Origin of the sequence: Chitinophaga qingshengii (assembly GCF_014529935.1) — a bacterium.
Lineage (GTDB): Bacteria > Bacteroidota > Bacteroidia > Chitinophagales > Chitinophagaceae > Chitinophaga > Chitinophaga qingshengii.
Genome location: NZ_JACVFC010000003.1, coordinates 914,305 through 929,955, shown reverse-complemented (window position 1 = coordinate 929,955; position 15,651 = coordinate 914,305). Strand labels below are relative to the sequence as shown.

Sequence of the window (15,651 nt, the reverse complement as noted above, 5' to 3'; positions counted from 1 at the left end):
GTTGTGCCGTTTACGTTAACTACCTCATGCATAACCATCGATCAGTACTTCGTATAATTTTACTTTAAGATCTTCCAAAGAAACATCCGTTACCAGATTGCCATCCTGCGCATAGGAGATAGTACCTCTTTCTTCAGAAACGATGATAGCCAGGTTATCGCTGTGTTCTGTAATACCCACTGCTGAACGGTGGCGCAAACCTACGCGGGTAGGCAGGTTAGGGTTTTCAGAAACAGGCAGGATCACCTTGGCAGCCAGAATTTTATTGCCAACAATAATCAGGGCGCCGTCGTGCAGCGGACTATGTTTGTCGAAAATACTCTCTATCAGCTTCGCGCTTACATTACCATCAATGGTGATGCTGGAGGCGGTATCAAACTTCAACCGGTAGGTGGTGGCAATCACAATCAGGGCGCCGGTGTAGGTGGACTGCATATGACTCACCGCTACAATCACTTCGTTGATAATGTTCTCTTCGTCTTTATAACTCTTGAACTTGTCGGGCAGGAATAGTTTGGTCAGGAAGCTGTCCTTGCTCAACGGGGTCTTTTTACCCAATACCAAAAGGAACTTCCGGATCTCCGGCTGAAAAATAATGATGATGGCAATGATACCAACATTGATAAAGTTTTGCAGGATACTGGTAAGGATAGGCATCTGTAATGCCCTTACCAGGAAATAAACAGCATATACCATCAGCAGGCCCACAAAAATATTGAAAGCCAGGCTGCCTTTCAGCAACCGGTATAGCTGTATAATCAGAAAAACAACGATCAGCAGGTCCAGAACATTCAGCCAGCGAAACTCATATCCATAAAATTGTATTACTTCCTTCATAATGTGTAAAAATACTAAGATTTAATTGCCTTTCATTTTCTCTGTAATCCTGACTGCTTCCACTGCTGCTTTTACATCATGTACCCGCAGGATGTGGGTGCCATGCATCAGGGCAATGGTATTGAGTACGGTGGTGCCATTCAGCGCCTCCACAGGGGTGATGTCCAATAGCTTGTGAATCATTGATTTGCGGGAGATGCCCGTCAGTACGGGCGTGCCCAGCACCTGGTGGAACAGGGCCAGGTCTTTCATCAGTGCGTAGTTGTGTTCCAGGGTTTTGCCAAAACCAAAGCCGGGGTCCGCAATGAAATCACGGATACCGGCAGCTCTGCATGCAGCCAGCTTCTGCACCATATAGTCCAGCACTTCCCGCACCACATCCTCATAGTGCGGTTTGTGTTGCATGGTGGCGGGCTTGCCCTGCATGTGCATGGCGATGTAAGGTACCTGCAGCCGGCCGGCGGCAGGAATCATATCCGGGTCCAGCTCACCGGCGCTGATATCATTAATAATAGCAGCACCGGCATGAATGGTTTTTTCTGCGACAGCGGCATACCAGGTATCTACTGAAATAATGGCTTCGGGATAATGGTTCAGTATAGCGTGAATGGCCGGCAGCAGCCGGTTCAGTTCTTCTTCTGCGCCCAGCATGGTGGCGCCCGGACGGCTGCTCTGTGCGCCCAGGTCCAGTATGGCGGCGCCTTCCTGCAGGTGCTGACCTGCTTTCTCCACCACCTGGTGCAGCCCGTGCATGCGGCTGCCTTCATAAAAAGAATCGTCGGTAACGTTGATAATACCCATCACTACCGGCCTGTCCAGCGAAAGCAGCTGACCCCGGCAATTGATAGATGGTTCCCGTAAAGTGTTGATATGGTGCGAGTTCATTGAATAGCTTTTACTCAATATATTATCTGGCGAAAATAAATGAATAGCAGCGAACTCTCGCTTTATTTTTCCGGGGAACCTAAACGACCTGATATTTCCACCGGAGTAATACTGTCTCTGACAGGTAGGCCGGACGGTATGGTCAGGTTTAAGGAAGCTGTATATGCTGATTTCCCGCTGATTAAATTAATCAAAAATCAGTTTCCCCCAAAAAACGGCAAATGATTTTTATTCTTTATTTTGCCCCCTGAATCACTATTCATCAATTTAAGTAATACAGAATAAAGGAATTACATATATTAAAGCATCAGGTAAACGCCGTAAAAACCGCAGACTTTGATTTGTACTTTTTGTTTACGATCTTTACCAGATTGCTTTTTCGGGTGTAAGCCTTACCATACAGGACCATGAATACATTAGCACAATACGATGCCGCGGTAGCGGGCTGCAAAGACATTTTCATTAAAAAAACCAAAGATTACGGCACTTCCTGGAGGGTATTACGTCCCATTTCAGTGGTAGATCAGATCTTTATCAAAGCGCAACGTATTCGCAACCTGCAGGAAATCGGCGTACAGAAGGTGGAAGATAATATTGAAGGGGAGTTCAAAGGAATCGTGAACTACGGTGTCATCGGGCTTATCCAGATGACGCAACACGGGAACCCCTACACGGACTTACCGGTGGAAGAAGTGGAGCGGCTCTATAACCAATACATCCAACAGGTAAAAGACGTCATGGAGGCCAAAAACCACGACTATGGCGAAGCCTGGCGCGATATGAGCCAGGAGTCTTTTGTAGACCTGATATTAACCAAATTACTGCGAATTAAACAAATCCTCCGTAACCAGGGAAAAACCCTGATCTCGGAAGGAATCGACGCCAACTATACTGATATCATTAACTATGCACTGTTTGCGCTGATCAAAATCAGCGAGGAATAACCATCAGGGTGTTCCTGTTTCATTGCTTAACCATTAAACTATTTTATGAAAGTTGTCCTGAACCTATTGCGGATTATTGTTGGAGTGCTGTTTATTTTTTCAGGCCTGATCAAAGCCAATGATCCGCTGGGCCTGAGCTATAAGATGGAAGAGTTCTTTGAGGTGCTGCATCTCACTTTTCTGTCGCCCTATTCCCTTGCTTTCTCTGTGATCATGAACGCTTTCGAGATCATCGCGGGCGTGGCTGTACTGGTGGGATACCGGATGCGTATCTTTTCCGTGCTGCTGTTGCTGCTGATCCTGTTCTTTACCTTCCTCACCGGTTATGCCCTGTTCAGCGGTACCATCCGCGAATGCGGCTGCTTTGGTGATTGTATCAAACTCACGGCGGATCAGACTTTCTATAAAGATATTGCCCTGCTGGTAATGATCCTGGTGATTTTCTTCTTCCGTAACAAGGTACAGCCACTGTTCAAAGGAGCGGGCATTACCCTGTTATTATCGGCTGTAGCGGCTTTTGGTATTCAGTGGTACACCCTCCATCACCTGCCGTTTTTTGATTGCCTGCCTTATAAGGTAGGTAATAATATACCGGAGAAAATGAAGCTGCCTCCCGGCGCTACTCCTGATGTGTATGAAATGATCTTCATTTACGAGAAGAACGGGGAGAAGAAAGAGTTTACAGCAGATAACTACCCCTGGTCAGACAGTACCTGGGTGTTTGTGGACCGTAAGGATAAACTGATTAAAAAAGGTAATGCCGAACCGGCGATTAAGGATTTTATCCTGACAGACCTGGATGGTGTTAACCAAACCGAAGCCATTCTGAACGAAGACAAACCTGTATTCCTTTTCCTGGTGCAGAACGTGGAAAAAGCCGGCAAGGGCTGGGATAATAAAATGAAAGCCCTGCAACAACAATGGAAAGAGCAGGAGATACTGATCTATGGCGTTTCCGCTTCTACCAAAGAACAAATCGCAGCATTCAAAGCGCAGCACGGACTGGAATTCCCGTTTGTGCAAATGGACGGCGTGGCGATTAAAACTGCCGGCAGAAGTAATCCGTGCCTGATTGAACTGAAAAAGGGCACCATCAAAGGTAAATGGCATTATAACGATATTCCGTAAGACACTATGTTACGCTTTCTTCTCCGGAAAACAGGATATGGGCTGCTCGTACTGCTGGGCGTAGTAGTACTGGTGTTTTTCCTGTTCAATGTACTGCCGGGCGATCCGGCCCGGCTTACGCTCGGTCAGCGCGCCGATGTGTCTTCCCTGGAAAACGTCCGTAAAGAACTGCACCTCGACCAACCGGTAGGGGTGCAGTTCCTGCTTTATGTCAACGACCTGTCGCCCATAGGCGTACATCCGTTGGCCGAAGCACGGCAAAACCTGCATTATATTACTCTCGCTGCTTTATCCGGCGATAACATCCTGGTATTGAAAACGCCTTACCTGCGTCGTTCCTACCAGGGTAAGAAGCCGGTTTGGGAAATACTGACGGAAGCGTTGCCGGGTACCCTGTTACTGGCTTCGGCGGCCATGCTTTTCGCTACCATCGTGGGGATCGGCCTGGGGGTACTATCTGCTGTCAAACAAAACACCTGGATGGATACCAGTGCGGTATTTGCCAGTGTGATCGGTATTTCAGCGCCTTCCTTTTTTGCAGGTATCGTACTGGCGTACCTGTTAGGATTTGTGCTAAGCAGTTGCACTGGCCTGCACATGACGGGCAGCCTTTTCGATATAGACCCGTTCCGCGGCCGTGTACTCAACCTGCGTAACCTGGTACTGCCGGCGCTCACGCTGGGCATCCGTCCACTGGCTATCATTGTGCAGCTGACCCGCAGCGCCATGCTCGATGTGCTGCACCAGGACTATATCCGGACGGCCTATGCCAAGGGGCTGTCCAGCCGGGTAGTGATCTGGCACCACGCGTTACGGAATGCGCTCAACCCCGTCATTACCGCTATCACCGGTTGGTTTGCGGAATTGCTGGCCGGCGCTTTCTTCGTGGAGTACATTTTCGGTTGGAAAGGTATCGGTAAAGTGACAGTGGATGCATTGGATAAGTTTGATTTCCCTGTGGTCATGGGCGCCATCCTGTTTACCGCCGGAATTTTTGTGCTGGTCAATATCCTGGCAGACATGTTATATTCGGTGGTAGATCCCAGGATTAAGTTGTAATATATTTATAATCAATTGTTTATATTGATGAATACACCCAGGGCGATTGCCCTGGGAATTTTTTTTTAGAAATGTTGTAACATCGTCTTTCCTGAGTCGTCTTCTTTTCATAAAACACAATATCCCGCATGTCATTAGACTTATTTCTCAACCAGGTAGTTCCCGTCAGGCAAAAGCTTTTCCGCTTTGCATACCGGCTGCTGGGTAATGAGGAAGACGCGCAGGATATTACCCAGGATGCGCTGATGAAAGTGTGGAGCCAGCAGGAGAAGATGCCGGAACTACAGAACATGGAGGCCTGGTGTATGCGCATCACACGCAACCTGGCGCTGGACAAGATCAAGTCGCGTAAATACCGCCTGGCCGATGAACTGGACAGGGCAGGGGAAGTACCGGCAGCCCAGCACAACCCACATGCGATGGCGGAGAAAAACGATGTGATGGGAAAAGTGAGACAGATGATTCATGAGTTGCCGGAGAAATACCGGACCCTCATACAGCTAAGGGACATGGATGGTTATTCCTATCAGGAAATAGCCGACATCCTGGAGCTGGATATGAACGACGTAAAAGTAAACCTGCACCGGGCACGCAAGGCGGTGCGGGAGAAACTTCAAAACATACAGGTATATGGATTATAATCAGATCATAGCCATACTGGACCGGTACTGGGAAGGGGAAACCTCCCTGGAGGAAGAGGCGTTGTTACGCCGGTTTTTCAGTGAGCCTCATCCAGATATGCCGGAACCGTTGCAGGAAGCAGTCCCTTTGTTTGGCTACTTCCAGGAGGAGATCGCTAACGAAGCAGCCTTACCTGACATGCCGGAGATACCCGTGGTAGCTACCAGTTCCGCCAGGGTAGTGCGGTTGTCGCCCTTCCGCCACTGGATGAAATACGCAGCAGTATTGCTGATGGCCATTGGTATGGGATACGCGATGAAACAGTATCAACAGCGGGAGGTAAAGGCCAGCCTCGCGGAAATACAGCAACAGAAGCTGGAAGCAGAAACACGGATGGCTTACCTGGAAACGAAGAAAGCCCTGGAACTGCTGGCTAAAAACCTGAATAAAGGGACCACGCAGATGCAGAAGCTGTCTTATTTCAACGACGCTACCGGTATCATTACAGGAACCAATTAAACAATGCCCATTTTAAAACCTGATATAAATTCCAGAACAAGATGAAACGTTCACTTTTATTACTGGTAGCGGTTTTTGCCAGTATGCACCTCTTCGCCCAGAGTAGCATTGACCGCTTTTTCCAGAAGTACGAAAACGACCGGAACTTTACCCTGGTCAGTATCACACCGAAGATGTTCTCCATGTTTTCCAAACTGGATATGAACGATCCCGACGCCAAAAACCTGATGCGGGTGGTACAAAAGCTCAAAGGGCTGCGTATCCTTGCCAAAGAAAACACCAAAGAGGGGCCACGGCTTTACAAGGAAGCTGCGGTATTGCTTACGGGGGATTTTGAAGAACTCATGACGGTACGTGACAAGGACAGTGATCTGAAGTTTATGGTCCGCGAAAACAGTAAAGGCAATATCAATGAGCTGATCATGCTCGTAGGGGGTGCCAATGATTTCCTGGCTATGAGCCTGGTGGGAGACATCGATCTGAATGAAATTTCCCAGATCTCCAGCTCCGTCAACATCCAGGGCATGGACAAGCTTAAGAACCTGAAGAAGAAATAACCCTAAAATCTTTCTCCCATGAAAAAATTATTGTTAGGTGGTTGTTTGCTGTTGGCCGGTGTTTCCACCGTCATGGCGCAAGACAAAGCCCTGCGCGAATTCCGGAACAAATACCGTGGCAAGGCAGAGGTGGTGAGTGTTAGACTAGGTAGTTTCCCTTTGCGGATAGCGGGTTTTGTGATGTCATTCTCTAATGACAAGGATGTAAAAACGCTCCGTCCTATTTTAAAAGATGTGCGTAAGATAAAAGTACATACCATTGAAAATTGGCGGGAGCGCAATGTTTCCAGTGAAGACGTAGCCACGCTGATGCACAAATTACAGGACAGGGATCATTTTGAAACACTTATGGAAGTGCGTGACAAGGGGACCCTCGTGCATATTTTAAATAAAGGGAAAGATGATGAATTGGGTAATGTAGTAATGCTGATTCAGGAAGAGGGCGAATTCGTGATGGTGAACCTGCGAACCTCGCTCAAAATAGCAGATGTCAACCGACTGATCAACCAGTTTGCTTCCAACTGATTTTTATTAACGGATCATCACTTCCTTTACCACATTTTCTCCCAACATTTCGTTGACCAGTTTGATGATCTTGTCTTTCGAGTAAGTTAATTCCTGCTTTAACGGTGCCACTGAAGTTGTAATGATGAGTTTCCGCTCAATCAGCTGGACGCTCTGTGTATAACGCGCAATGGTTTTGCCCATGATATTCTCCCAGTTCTCCTGAATTCTGACTTCAGTAAGACGGGGTTTAAGGCGGCTTTTGTTCATAAATTCCCGGAGGGCATCTCCGATACTGGTTGTTCCGTGGCGCATAGGGCCAAAGCTACGAATATTTTGTTATTTGGTTATTTTGAAATTTGATCATTTTTTCGGATTCCTTTGACAGCTGTAACTGTTCTTAATGAAGCAGGACCAAGCGTACCAAGGGATTCATAAAAGTAATCAAATTTCAAAATAGTCAAATTTCTAAATGTTTATCAGCTGTATCGTTTGCGCCGTTTCATCAAAAGCATGTTGCAATCGTTCGGTGTGCGTGTCTGTGATGAACACCTGGCCGTAGGACGGGCCGGATACCAGTGCGATCAGGCGGGTCACGCGTTCCTGGTCCAGTTTTTCAAATACATCGTCCAGCAGGAGCAGGGGAGCGAACTGTTTGAATTGTTTGATCACTTCAAACTGTGCCAGCTTCAGTGCAAAGAGAAAACTTTTGCGTTGTCCTTGTGAGGCGCTGCTTTTCATGGGATAGTCGTTGAGCAGGAACTGCAGATCGTCGCGGTGGATGCCGGTAGAAGTGCGTTGCAGCTGGAGGTCTTTATAACGGGCGGTATGGAGCTGTGTAACGTAATCTTCTTCCTGCAGGGTGCATTGGTAGCGGATATTCACCACCTCATGGGTGCCCGAGATATAATCGTAGAGCTGCTGTACCCGGGGGATGAAGCCGGTGAGGAAGCTGCGGCGTTGTTCAAATACGGGGATGCCATGCTGTACCAGCTGTTCATCAAATACATCCAGCAGGCTGTGATGTTCCTGACCGTTGCCGGTGATGTTTTTCAGCAGGGTGTTGCGTTGCACCAGTATTTTCTGGTAGGCGATCAGGTGTTCCAGATAATCGGGATAGAGCTGGGATAGCAGCGTATCCAGCCATTTGCGGCGTTCTTCGCTGCCACCGAGGATAATTTCGGCATCGTCCGGTGCGATCATAACAGCGGGGAACTGACCGATATGGCGGGAGAACCGGTCATATTTTTCATCATTGAGCGATACTTCCTTTTTACCGTCTTTTACGGTACAGATGATCCGGGCCGGCTGGCCCTGCTTGTCGAAATAGCCTTCCAGGCGAAAGCCGTTGGTCTGGTATTGGGTATTCTGGCTTTCGTTGCTGGTAAAATAGCTGCGGGTAAAACAAAGGTAGTAGATGGCGTCCAGCAGGTTGGTTTTGCCGGAGCCGTTTTTGCCGGTGATGCCTACCACCCGTTGGGTGAAGGGGAAGTCCTGCCGGGTATAGTTTTTAAACTGAGTCAGTGATATTTTCTGTATATGCAGCAATGAAAATAATTATGTGTATAAAAAAATATGCAAATTCTGCAATATTTATAACTGATAAAGAGCCCTGTCAGTGGCCCTTTATCTGCCGATAAACTGCAATTAAATGCAAAACTGTTTGAAATTGATGAATTTGCATAATTTAATAACAATTGATTTTGATATTTACATTTTAGGATTTTCCTGTTATATTTGCCAACAAATTTAGAAAGAGTGCAAACTAAAACAGACGTGAAGACGAAATTCACCAAAGAGACATATCTGTACTGGTATGAATTGATGCTTTTGCTGCGCCGCTTTGAAGAAAAGACAGGCCAATTGTACGGAATGCAAAAAATCCGTGGCTTTTGTCACCTGTACATCGGTCAGGAGGCAATTGCTGCTGGTGCAATGACTGCGACGAAACCGGAAGATAAATTCATCACTGCGTACCGTGATCACGCTTTGGCAATCGCTAAAGGTATTTCTGCCAAGGCTTGTATGGCGGAGATGTATGGTAAAGCAACCGGATGTTCAAAAGGTAAGGGAGGTAGTATGCACTTCTTCTCCAAAGAACACAACTTCTTTGGCGGTCATGGTATCGTAGGTGCCCAGATTGGTACCGGCGCCGGCCTGGCGCTGGCAGAACAATACCAGGGTACTGACAATGTGGTGCTGTGTTTCTTCGGTGATGGCGCCGCCCGTCAGGGTATGCTCCATGAAACCTTCAACATGGCGATGACCTGGAAACTGCCGGTAATTTTTATCTGTGAAAACAATATGTACGCCATGGGTACTTCTGTAGAACGTACCTCCAACGTACTGGATATCTATAAGCTCGCTGATGCTTACGAAATGCCTGCCGATTCTATCGACGGTATGAGCTGCGAAGCGGTACACGAAGGGGTGGACAGAGCGGTAAAACGCGCCCGTGAAAACGGTGGCCCGACCCTGCTGGAAATCAAAACTTACCGTTACCGTGGTCACTCTATGAGCGATCCCGCCAAATACCGTACAAAAGAGGAGCTGGAAGAATACAAACAGAAAGATCCGATCAACCAGGTATTGGCTGTTATCCAGAAAAATAACTGGGCTACAGAAGCTGAAATCGAAGCTATCAACGACCGCGTAAAAGCGGAAGTGGAAGAGTGCGTTCAGTTCGCTGAAGAGTCTCCCTGGCCGTCTGACGATGAGCTGCTGAAAGACGTTTACGCCCAGCAGGATTATCCTTTCATCGTTGACTAAAGCTTAATAGTACGCAGCAGTTAGCTTTCCACCTTTTCCAAAAGGCTGAAAGCTAACTGTTGTTCATTGATACCTATTAAATAACCAAGCAATCACAATTACCTTTTAAAATGGCAGAAACTAAAGATAAAGCCACCACGCCGCAACCTGCAACAAATTTTGACCTGGAAAAGTCCATGCACCAAGCGGAAGACTTTTTCGTTAAAAACAAAAACGTCATTACTATCGCCCTGTTGGCTGTAGTAGTAGTTGTAGGCGGTTTCTTCGCCTATAACCGTTTCGTTAAACAACCCAATGAAACCAAAGCACAGGAAATGATCTTCCACGCACAGAATTACTTCGCCGTGGACTCTTTCAAACTGGCTTTGAATGGCGATGGTAACAACTACGGTTTCCTGCAGGTAGTAAACAAATACGGTGGCACTAAAGCTGGTAACCTGGCAAAATACAGCGCCGGCGTATGTTATATCCGCCTGGGTGAATATCAGAAAGGTATCGACATGCTGAACTCTTTCAGTGCAGACGATCTGCTGCTGCAGCCTACTGCACTGGGCCTGATCGGTGACGCTTATATGGAGCTCAACAAAACCGCTGAAGGTATCGAAGCTTATAAAAAAGCCGGTCACTACAACGATAATGAACTGACTTCTCCTGTTTACCTGTTCCGCGCTGGTATGGCACTGGAAAAAGCTGGTAAACCACAGGAAGCCATCACTATCTATAAAGAAATTAAAGAAAAATTCCCACTCACCAACGAAGGCCGCGAAATGGATAAATACCTGGCCAGACTGGGAGACGTAAAGAACTAATATCCATTACAAATGACGAGTTATAAATGACGAATGAAGGATTCCCTATCATGCATCATTTGTAACTCGTTATTCGTAGTTTTAAATTGAATGTATGTCTGACAATAATAAAAGCTTGTTAAATGATGCTGGCATTCTCAACCTGGAGGATGCCAGTGTTGTTATAGTGTATACCGAATGGAATGATACCATCGTCAATGAGCTGGTAGCCGGTTGCGAAAAATCATTAGCACAATACAAAGTGTCCAATACCTCAAAAATCGTAGTGCCGGGCGCGTTTGAATTGCCCTACGCCTGCAAACAGTATTGGGAAAACACCAAAGGCACCCCAAAGCAACCTGGCGCTATTATTGCTTTCGGTTGCGTGATCCGCGGCGAAACACCGCATTTTGACTATGTATGTAAAGCTGTGACAGAAGGCATCCTGCAGCTCAATCTTCAATTGCCCGTTCCCGTTATATTCGGGATATTGACAGTAGACAATGAGCAACAGGCGAAAGACCGGCTGGGCGGCGTACATGGCCACAAAGGCGAAGAAGCTGCTATCACCGCACTGAAGATGATCGCGTTACAAAGAGACCTGGAGAGAGGAGTTTAGCACCGTACCAATGGTTGTCAGCCTTTATTCATTGTCCGATGTAACCATCCCTCTGCACAACCTGCGGTTCACCGCTAAAAAATACTAAGATGAATGTACAGTTATTTATACCATGTTTCGTAGACCAGCTGTTCCCCGAAACCGCTTTCAATATGGTGAAAGTGCTGGAGAAACTCGGATGTAACGTGATGTATAACCCGGAGCAAACCTGTTGCGGCCAGCCCGCCTACAATGCCGGATACCAGGACGAATGCCGGACAGTGGGCACCAAGTTTATCAAGGACTTTAAAACATTCGATTATATCGTTGCTCCCAGTGGGTCCTGCACGGGTTTTGTCCGTAATTACTATACTAAATTATTCGACAATTCCGCCGTTCATAACGAAGTGAAACTGTTGCGTAAAAACCTCTACGAGTTCACGGAATTCCTGACGGATGTATTGCACGTTACAGACCTGGGCGCTACGCTCAACGGCGTAGGTACCTACCACGATGCCTGCGGCGCTTTGCGCGAATGCGGTATTAAGGAAGGCCCCCGCAAACTATTGGAAAAGGTGAAAGGCCTGGAACTGAAGGAGATGAACGATTGTGAAGTATGTTGCGGATTCGGCGGTACTTTCTCCGTAAAATTCGAACCTATCTCCGTCGGTATGGGTGAACAGAAAGTCAACAACGCAGTCAACAGCGGCGCAGATTATCTCATCTCTACCGATTTGTCCTGCCTGATGCACCTCGACGGCTACATCCGTAAACACGGTACTCCTATTAAAGTGATGCACATCGCCGATGTACTGGCGAGTGGATGGTAAACCAAAAAAGTAACACATGAACTACTGGCTTGTTAAATCGGAACCTTTTAAGTATTCGTGGGACCAGTTCGTAAAAGATAAAAAAACCTTTTGGGACGGTGTCCGTAACTACCAGGCCCGTAACAACCTCAAAGCCATGAAAAAAGGCGACCAGGTATTGTTCTACCACAGCAACGAAGGCCTCGCTGTGGTTGGTCTGGCTGAAGTGGCCAAAGAACATTACCAGGACCCTACCACCCCGGACCCTAACTGGGTAGTGGTGGACCTGAAGCCGGTCAAAGCCTTTAAGGTACCCGTTACCCTGGCTCAGATGAAAGTGGAAAAAAAATTAGCCGACCTCTCGCTGATCCGCCAGGGCCGCCTGTCTGTATGCGACGTGACCAAAGATCAGTTTGACGTGATCATGGAAATGGGAGGCATGAAATAAGATTTTCGATTTTTTGATTTTTTGATTTTCGAATTTTTGCGTTTAAAAGAATTGTTTTTTTCAAATGCAAAAATTCGAAAATCAAAAAATCAAAAAATCCCTAAATGATTATGGAGTTTCCAAATTCCCCGCATCATACCGGAAATTCCATTACGATGAAGTACTTAACCCTTGTTTCCGCCTTTTGTATACTGGTAGCCTGTAGTCACCCCAATACACCCGCCGCCAGCATAGCCCCCGCACCAGCCGCCGTTGAAAACGAAACCGCACCTGCCGGGCTCATGGCCCCCGTGGAAGATGCAGTCGTGAGCGATGCAAAAATGGTGACTGAGCAACCCGCCGCGGACGTTCCCGACCAGAAAATCATCAGAACAGCCCGGATCGTGTATTCCGTAGAAGATTTTTCCGTAGCAAAAAAACGTATAGCCGGTATTGTTAGTAAATCCGGTGGTTTTATTTTAGCCGAAACACAACATGGCGATGGTACGCAGATCCGTAACCAGCTGGATATTAAAGTGCCGGCAAAAGCGTTCGACAGTTGCGTGGAAAGCCTGACCAGCGGGGTGTCCCGGCTGGATGAAAAAAGCATCAACTCACAGGATGTCACTACGGAATATGTAGATCTGGACGCCCGTATGAAAACCAGGGTAGCTACCGAACAACGTTATCTGGAAATCCTGAAACAGGCGCATAACGTAAAAGAGGTATTGGAAGTGGAAGCCCAGCTGAAATCTATCCGTGAAGAGATTGAAGCGGCCAAAGGCAGACTGCAATACATGGACCGCCAGGCCAGTTATAGCACCATCCACCTGGAGTATTACCAGGTACTGGCCCTGTCCTCACCGGAAGCACCGGGCTTCTTTCCGAGAGCCTGGCTGGCTCTTCATGAAGGCTGGAACAATGTACTGGGACTGTTAATTGACGGAATGAGCTGGTGGCCTTTGATACTTGTTGCCGTTTTTCTTTTTATATTTATCAGAAGGCGCCGGAGGAAAAACAAAGCCCTGGCAGCCTGATTCATTTAAACGTTACAAACATATGAAACCAAGATTAGTGGTGCTGACCGGAGCCGGCATCAGCGCAGAAAGTGGCCTCCGGACTTTTCGTGACACCGACGGGTTATGGGAAGGTTATGATGTGTATGAAGTAGCTTCTCCCAAAGGCTGGGAGAAGAATCCAGGTCTGGTGCTGGACTTTTATAATAGCCGTCGCCGTGATGTGAAAAACGCGCACCCCAACGCCGCGCATACAGGGTTAGCCCGGCTGGAAGAGAAATACGACGTGCGTGTCATCACACAGAACATTGATGATCTGCATGAGCGGGGTGGTTCTTCCCGTGTGTTGCACCTGCATGGAGAAATTTTTAAGATGCGCAGTGTGAAAAACGAAGAAGCGATTTTTGATATACAGGACGATATCCGTCTGGGTGACCTGGCGGAAGACGGGGGCCAGTTAAGGCCGCACATCGTGTGGTTTGGGGAAGCCGTGCCGATGATTGAACAGGCCGTGCGTGAAGTGATGTGGGCTGATATTTTTGTGGTGATCGGCACTTCGCTGCAGGTGTATCCGGCAGCCAGTCTGTTGAATTATGTGCGGCCGGAAACGGCGATTTATCTGATCGATAAAAAGCTGCCCGCAGTGGAAGATTACGATAAACTGATCTGTATTGAAAAGCCGGCTACGACCGGTGTAGCGGAACTGCTCACGCTATTGTAAAAATAAAAGCTCCCCGTTCAGGCGGGGAGCTCTCACTAAATCCTTACTTCTCCGTTAGTGTTTATCATAGGAAGCCATATCTTCTACTCAAAACTTTCTTCAAAACGGATATCAAATTCTTCGAGTTCTTTCAGTACTGGGTTGTAGACCTCCGGCATTACGGGTATTTGCAGACCGGTGAGCGTAATCTTTTCCTGCAGCAGCAGTTTGGCGAAGATACCCAGCGGCAGGCCTACGGTTTTAGCCATCGCTGTGCGGACGTTGTCTTCTCCCTGGGTGATCATATAACTGTGCATGCGGGTAGCCATGTTGCGGCGTTCAAACTCAATTTCATGCATCATTACGATCATGTCTTTATCGGAAGGTTCCATTCTGAGTTTATCTTCCACCACATGTTGCAGTATTTCCGCGTTGGTTTTTTCTCCCAGGTTGATCTGGTCGCCGTTTAGCAGTCCGAGGAACTTCAGCTGGCGGATCACTTTGGATTTACTGCTCACTCCCAGGAATTTAGCCATTACTTCTTCATGTCCGGTGTGTTTATCGGCGCCTTCTATGTGTTGGATGGCCCAATCGAAGTAACTGAGGTTGTCTGTTTGTGATTTACCGTTATCGGTAGTGAGCCCGAGTTTAACCAGGGCGTTCCAGCCTTCGCAGAAATCGGGGTAGCGGAGGGTAGCGCGCATAAACGTAGCGATGTTCTCCAGTTTATATGCTTCCATGTAGCCGAGGGAGTCGCGGTTGGGGTAGTAGGCGAGTTTGCCCAGTCCGGGTACCTGGATGGTTTTATTATGATCGAACAGTTGTTCGTAAGTTACTTCGCGGGTTTTGCCCTTGTCGCGATAAATGGCCCCCGAAGCGCCGGCCAGTACTACGTTGCGGGCATTCCAGGAAATTTTGTACTGCCAGGGATTATCCAGGCTTTCCGGGGAGATGAGTCCACCGCAGTAAGATTTAAAGGAGAATATTTGTCCGCCTTTTTTCTCAATAGAGTGAATGAGTTTCATGGCAGACATATGATCGATGCCGGGATCCAGCCCCATTTCATACATGAACAGGAGGCCGGCTTTTTCAATATCTTTTTCGAGTTTACGTACTTCGGGGTCTATATAGGAAGCGGTGAGGAGGTTTTTATGGAACTGGAGGCAATCCTTGGCCACGGTGATATGCAGGTGGGGCGGGAGCAGGGAGATTACCAGGTCCGTTTCCTGGATGAGTTGTTGCCGGGCAGCCTGGTCTTTAATGTCGATAGCAGCCGGGGTGGCATAATATGATTTGCCGGTTTTGGATTTGATGAGCATCAGGTCATGGTCCGCTACCGTGATATGCCATTTTTGTCTAGGAGCATTGGCCAGCAGATAATCGATCAGGCTGGTCGCCGATTTTCCGGCCCCAAACAACAATATATTCTTCATAGTCTTTTTTAGAAAAGGTTAAGAATCAGGGGAATAACAGCATTTGTGATGTTTATG

The 15,651-nt window shown here is 47.5% G+C and carries 19 protein-coding genes; 14 read left to right on the top strand and 5 right to left on the bottom strand.

What is annotated here, in order from left to right:
• Positions 1–24: 24 nt before the first annotated feature.
• Complete coding sequence (locus ICL07_RS23575; RefSeq protein WP_188090499.1) at positions 25–837, bottom strand: diadenylate cyclase; 813 nt, start codon at positions 835–837, stop codon at positions 25–27.
• Between the two features lie 21 nt (positions 838–858).
• The gene (gene folP / locus ICL07_RS23570) at positions 859–1,722 is read right to left on the bottom strand and encodes a dihydropteroate synthase (protein WP_188090498.1); all 864 of its coding nucleotides are present in this window, start codon (positions 1,720–1,722) and stop codon (positions 859–861) included.
• Between the two features lie 407 nt (positions 1,723–2,129).
• Between folP and ICL07_RS23565 the strand changes: the two genes are divergently transcribed.
• The 7 genes from ICL07_RS23565 to ICL07_RS23535 all read left to right on the top strand — a co-directional run bounded on the left by ICL07_RS23565 (position 2,130) and on the right by ICL07_RS23535 (position 7,075).
• Positions 2,130–2,666 (top strand): DUF1599 domain-containing protein, encoded by a 537-nt coding sequence (locus tag ICL07_RS23565; RefSeq protein ID WP_188090497.1) that lies wholly within the window; start codon positions 2,130–2,132, stop codon positions 2,664–2,666.
• Between the two features lie 45 nt (positions 2,667–2,711).
• A complete protein-coding gene (locus tag ICL07_RS23560) occupies positions 2,712–3,794 on the top strand; it encodes a BT_3928 family protein (RefSeq protein ID WP_188090496.1) in 1,083 nt (360 codons plus the stop codon).
• A 6-nt stretch (positions 3,795–3,800) separates the two neighbouring features.
• Positions 3,801–4,853, top strand: coding sequence for an ABC transporter permease (locus tag ICL07_RS23555; protein ID WP_188090495.1), 1,053 nt, complete (start codon positions 3,801–3,803; stop codon positions 4,851–4,853).
• Positions 4,854–4,981: 128 nt separating this feature from the next.
• The gene (locus ICL07_RS23550) at positions 4,982–5,494 is read left to right on the top strand and encodes an RNA polymerase sigma factor (RefSeq protein ID WP_188090494.1); all 513 of its coding nucleotides are present in this window, start codon (positions 4,982–4,984) and stop codon (positions 5,492–5,494) included.
• The gene (locus ICL07_RS23545; RefSeq protein WP_188090493.1) at positions 5,484–5,993 is read left to right on the top strand and encodes a hypothetical protein; all 510 of its coding nucleotides are present in this window, start codon (positions 5,484–5,486) and stop codon (positions 5,991–5,993) included. The genes ICL07_RS23550 and ICL07_RS23545 overlap by 11 nt, the downstream gene beginning before the upstream one ends.
• A gap of 41 nt (positions 5,994–6,034) precedes the next feature.
• The gene (locus tag ICL07_RS23540) at positions 6,035–6,550 is read left to right on the top strand and encodes a DUF4252 domain-containing protein (RefSeq protein WP_188090492.1); all 516 of its coding nucleotides are present in this window, start codon (positions 6,035–6,037) and stop codon (positions 6,548–6,550) included.
• A gap of 18 nt (positions 6,551–6,568) precedes the next feature.
• Positions 6,569–7,075 carry a DUF4252 domain-containing protein gene (locus ICL07_RS23535; RefSeq protein ID WP_188090491.1) on the top strand — a complete coding sequence of 169 codons (507 nt, stop codon included), beginning with the start codon at positions 6,569–6,571 and terminating at the stop codon, positions 7,073–7,075.
• A gap of 6 nt (positions 7,076–7,081) precedes the next feature.
• On the opposite strand, the gene ICL07_RS23530 is transcribed toward ICL07_RS23535, so the two are convergent.
• Positions 7,082–7,369, bottom strand: coding sequence for a DciA family protein (locus tag ICL07_RS23530; protein ID WP_188090490.1), 288 nt, complete (start codon positions 7,367–7,369; stop codon positions 7,082–7,084).
• A 153-nt stretch (positions 7,370–7,522) separates the two neighbouring features.
• The gene (gene recF / locus ICL07_RS23525) at positions 7,523–8,602 is read right to left on the bottom strand and encodes a DNA replication/repair protein RecF (RefSeq protein ID WP_188090489.1); all 1,080 of its coding nucleotides are present in this window, start codon (positions 8,600–8,602) and stop codon (positions 7,523–7,525) included.
• 210 nt (positions 8,603–8,812) lie between these two features.
• On the opposite strand from recF, the gene pdhA reads away from it, so the two are divergent.
• From pdhA to ICL07_RS23490, 7 genes are all read left to right on the top strand, one after another.
• Positions 8,813–9,823 (top strand): pyruvate dehydrogenase (acetyl-transferring) E1 component subunit alpha, encoded by a 1,011-nt coding sequence (pdhA, locus tag ICL07_RS23520; protein ID WP_343071112.1) that lies wholly within the window; start codon positions 8,813–8,815, stop codon positions 9,821–9,823.
• Between the two features lie 110 nt (positions 9,824–9,933).
• A complete protein-coding gene (locus ICL07_RS23515; protein ID WP_188090488.1) occupies positions 9,934–10,632 on the top strand; it encodes a tetratricopeptide repeat protein in 699 nt (232 codons plus the stop codon).
• A 94-nt stretch (positions 10,633–10,726) separates the two neighbouring features.
• Positions 10,727–11,230 (top strand): 6,7-dimethyl-8-ribityllumazine synthase, encoded by a 504-nt coding sequence (gene ribH, locus ICL07_RS23510; protein WP_188090487.1) that lies wholly within the window; start codon positions 10,727–10,729, stop codon positions 11,228–11,230.
• 89 nt (positions 11,231–11,319) lie between these two features.
• The gene (locus tag ICL07_RS23505) at positions 11,320–12,039 is read left to right on the top strand and encodes a (Fe-S)-binding protein (protein ID WP_188090486.1); all 720 of its coding nucleotides are present in this window, start codon (positions 11,320–11,322) and stop codon (positions 12,037–12,039) included.
• A gap of 16 nt (positions 12,040–12,055) precedes the next feature.
• Positions 12,056–12,466 carry an EVE domain-containing protein gene (locus tag ICL07_RS23500; protein WP_188090485.1) on the top strand — a complete coding sequence of 137 codons (411 nt, stop codon included), beginning with the start codon at positions 12,056–12,058 and terminating at the stop codon, positions 12,464–12,466.
• A 155-nt stretch (positions 12,467–12,621) separates the two neighbouring features.
• Complete coding sequence (locus ICL07_RS23495; RefSeq protein WP_188090484.1) at positions 12,622–13,482, top strand: DUF4349 domain-containing protein; 861 nt, start codon at positions 12,622–12,624, stop codon at positions 13,480–13,482.
• A 22-nt stretch (positions 13,483–13,504) separates the two neighbouring features.
• A complete protein-coding gene (locus ICL07_RS23490; RefSeq protein ID WP_188090483.1) occupies positions 13,505–14,182 on the top strand; it encodes an SIR2 family NAD-dependent protein deacylase in 678 nt (225 codons plus the stop codon).
• Between the two features lie 83 nt (positions 14,183–14,265).
• Here the strand turns inward: ICL07_RS23490 and ICL07_RS23485 are convergent, their stop codons facing one another.
• Positions 14,266–15,594 carry a saccharopine dehydrogenase C-terminal domain-containing protein gene (locus tag ICL07_RS23485; RefSeq protein ID WP_188090482.1) on the bottom strand — a complete coding sequence of 443 codons (1,329 nt, stop codon included), beginning with the start codon at positions 15,592–15,594 and terminating at the stop codon, positions 14,266–14,268.
• Positions 15,595–15,651 lie beyond the last annotated feature (57 nt).

Excerpts from the sequence above, each read along its gene's own strand:
- ICL07_RS23575 (WP_188090499.1), bottom strand. The coding sequence starts at position 837 with ATGAAGGAAGTAATACAATTTTATGGATATGAGTTTCGCTGGCTGAAT.
- folP (WP_188090498.1), bottom strand. The coding sequence starts at position 1,722 with ATGAACTCGCACCATATCAACACTTTACGGGAACCATCTATCAATTGC.
- ICL07_RS23565 (WP_188090497.1), top strand. The coding sequence starts at position 2,130 with ATGAATACATTAGCACAATACGATGCCGCGGTAGCGGGCTGCAAAGAC.
- ICL07_RS23560 (WP_188090496.1), top strand. The coding sequence starts at position 2,712 with ATGAAAGTTGTCCTGAACCTATTGCGGATTATTGTTGGAGTGCTGTTT.
- ICL07_RS23555 (WP_188090495.1), top strand. The coding sequence starts at position 3,801 with ATGTTACGCTTTCTTCTCCGGAAAACAGGATATGGGCTGCTCGTACTG.
- ICL07_RS23550 (WP_188090494.1), top strand. The coding sequence starts at position 4,982 with ATGTCATTAGACTTATTTCTCAACCAGGTAGTTCCCGTCAGGCAAAAG.
- ICL07_RS23545 (WP_188090493.1), top strand. The coding sequence starts at position 5,484 with ATGGATTATAATCAGATCATAGCCATACTGGACCGGTACTGGGAAGGG.
- ICL07_RS23540 (WP_188090492.1), top strand. The coding sequence starts at position 6,035 with ATGAAACGTTCACTTTTATTACTGGTAGCGGTTTTTGCCAGTATGCAC.
- ICL07_RS23535 (WP_188090491.1), top strand. The coding sequence starts at position 6,569 with ATGAAAAAATTATTGTTAGGTGGTTGTTTGCTGTTGGCCGGTGTTTCC.
- ICL07_RS23530 (WP_188090490.1), bottom strand. The coding sequence starts at position 7,369 with ATGCGCCACGGAACAACCAGTATCGGAGATGCCCTCCGGGAATTTATG.
- ICL07_RS23515 (WP_188090488.1), top strand. The coding sequence starts at position 9,934 with ATGGCAGAAACTAAAGATAAAGCCACCACGCCGCAACCTGCAACAAAT.
- ribH (WP_188090487.1), top strand. The coding sequence starts at position 10,727 with ATGTCTGACAATAATAAAAGCTTGTTAAATGATGCTGGCATTCTCAAC.
- ICL07_RS23505 (WP_188090486.1), top strand. The coding sequence starts at position 11,320 with ATGAATGTACAGTTATTTATACCATGTTTCGTAGACCAGCTGTTCCCC.
- ICL07_RS23500 (WP_188090485.1), top strand. The coding sequence starts at position 12,056 with ATGAACTACTGGCTTGTTAAATCGGAACCTTTTAAGTATTCGTGGGAC.
- ICL07_RS23495 (WP_188090484.1), top strand. The coding sequence starts at position 12,622 with ATGAAGTACTTAACCCTTGTTTCCGCCTTTTGTATACTGGTAGCCTGT.
- ICL07_RS23490 (WP_188090483.1), top strand. The coding sequence starts at position 13,505 with ATGAAACCAAGATTAGTGGTGCTGACCGGAGCCGGCATCAGCGCAGAA.
- ICL07_RS23485 (WP_188090482.1), bottom strand. The coding sequence starts at position 15,594 with ATGAAGAATATATTGTTGTTTGGGGCCGGAAAATCGGCGACCAGCCTG.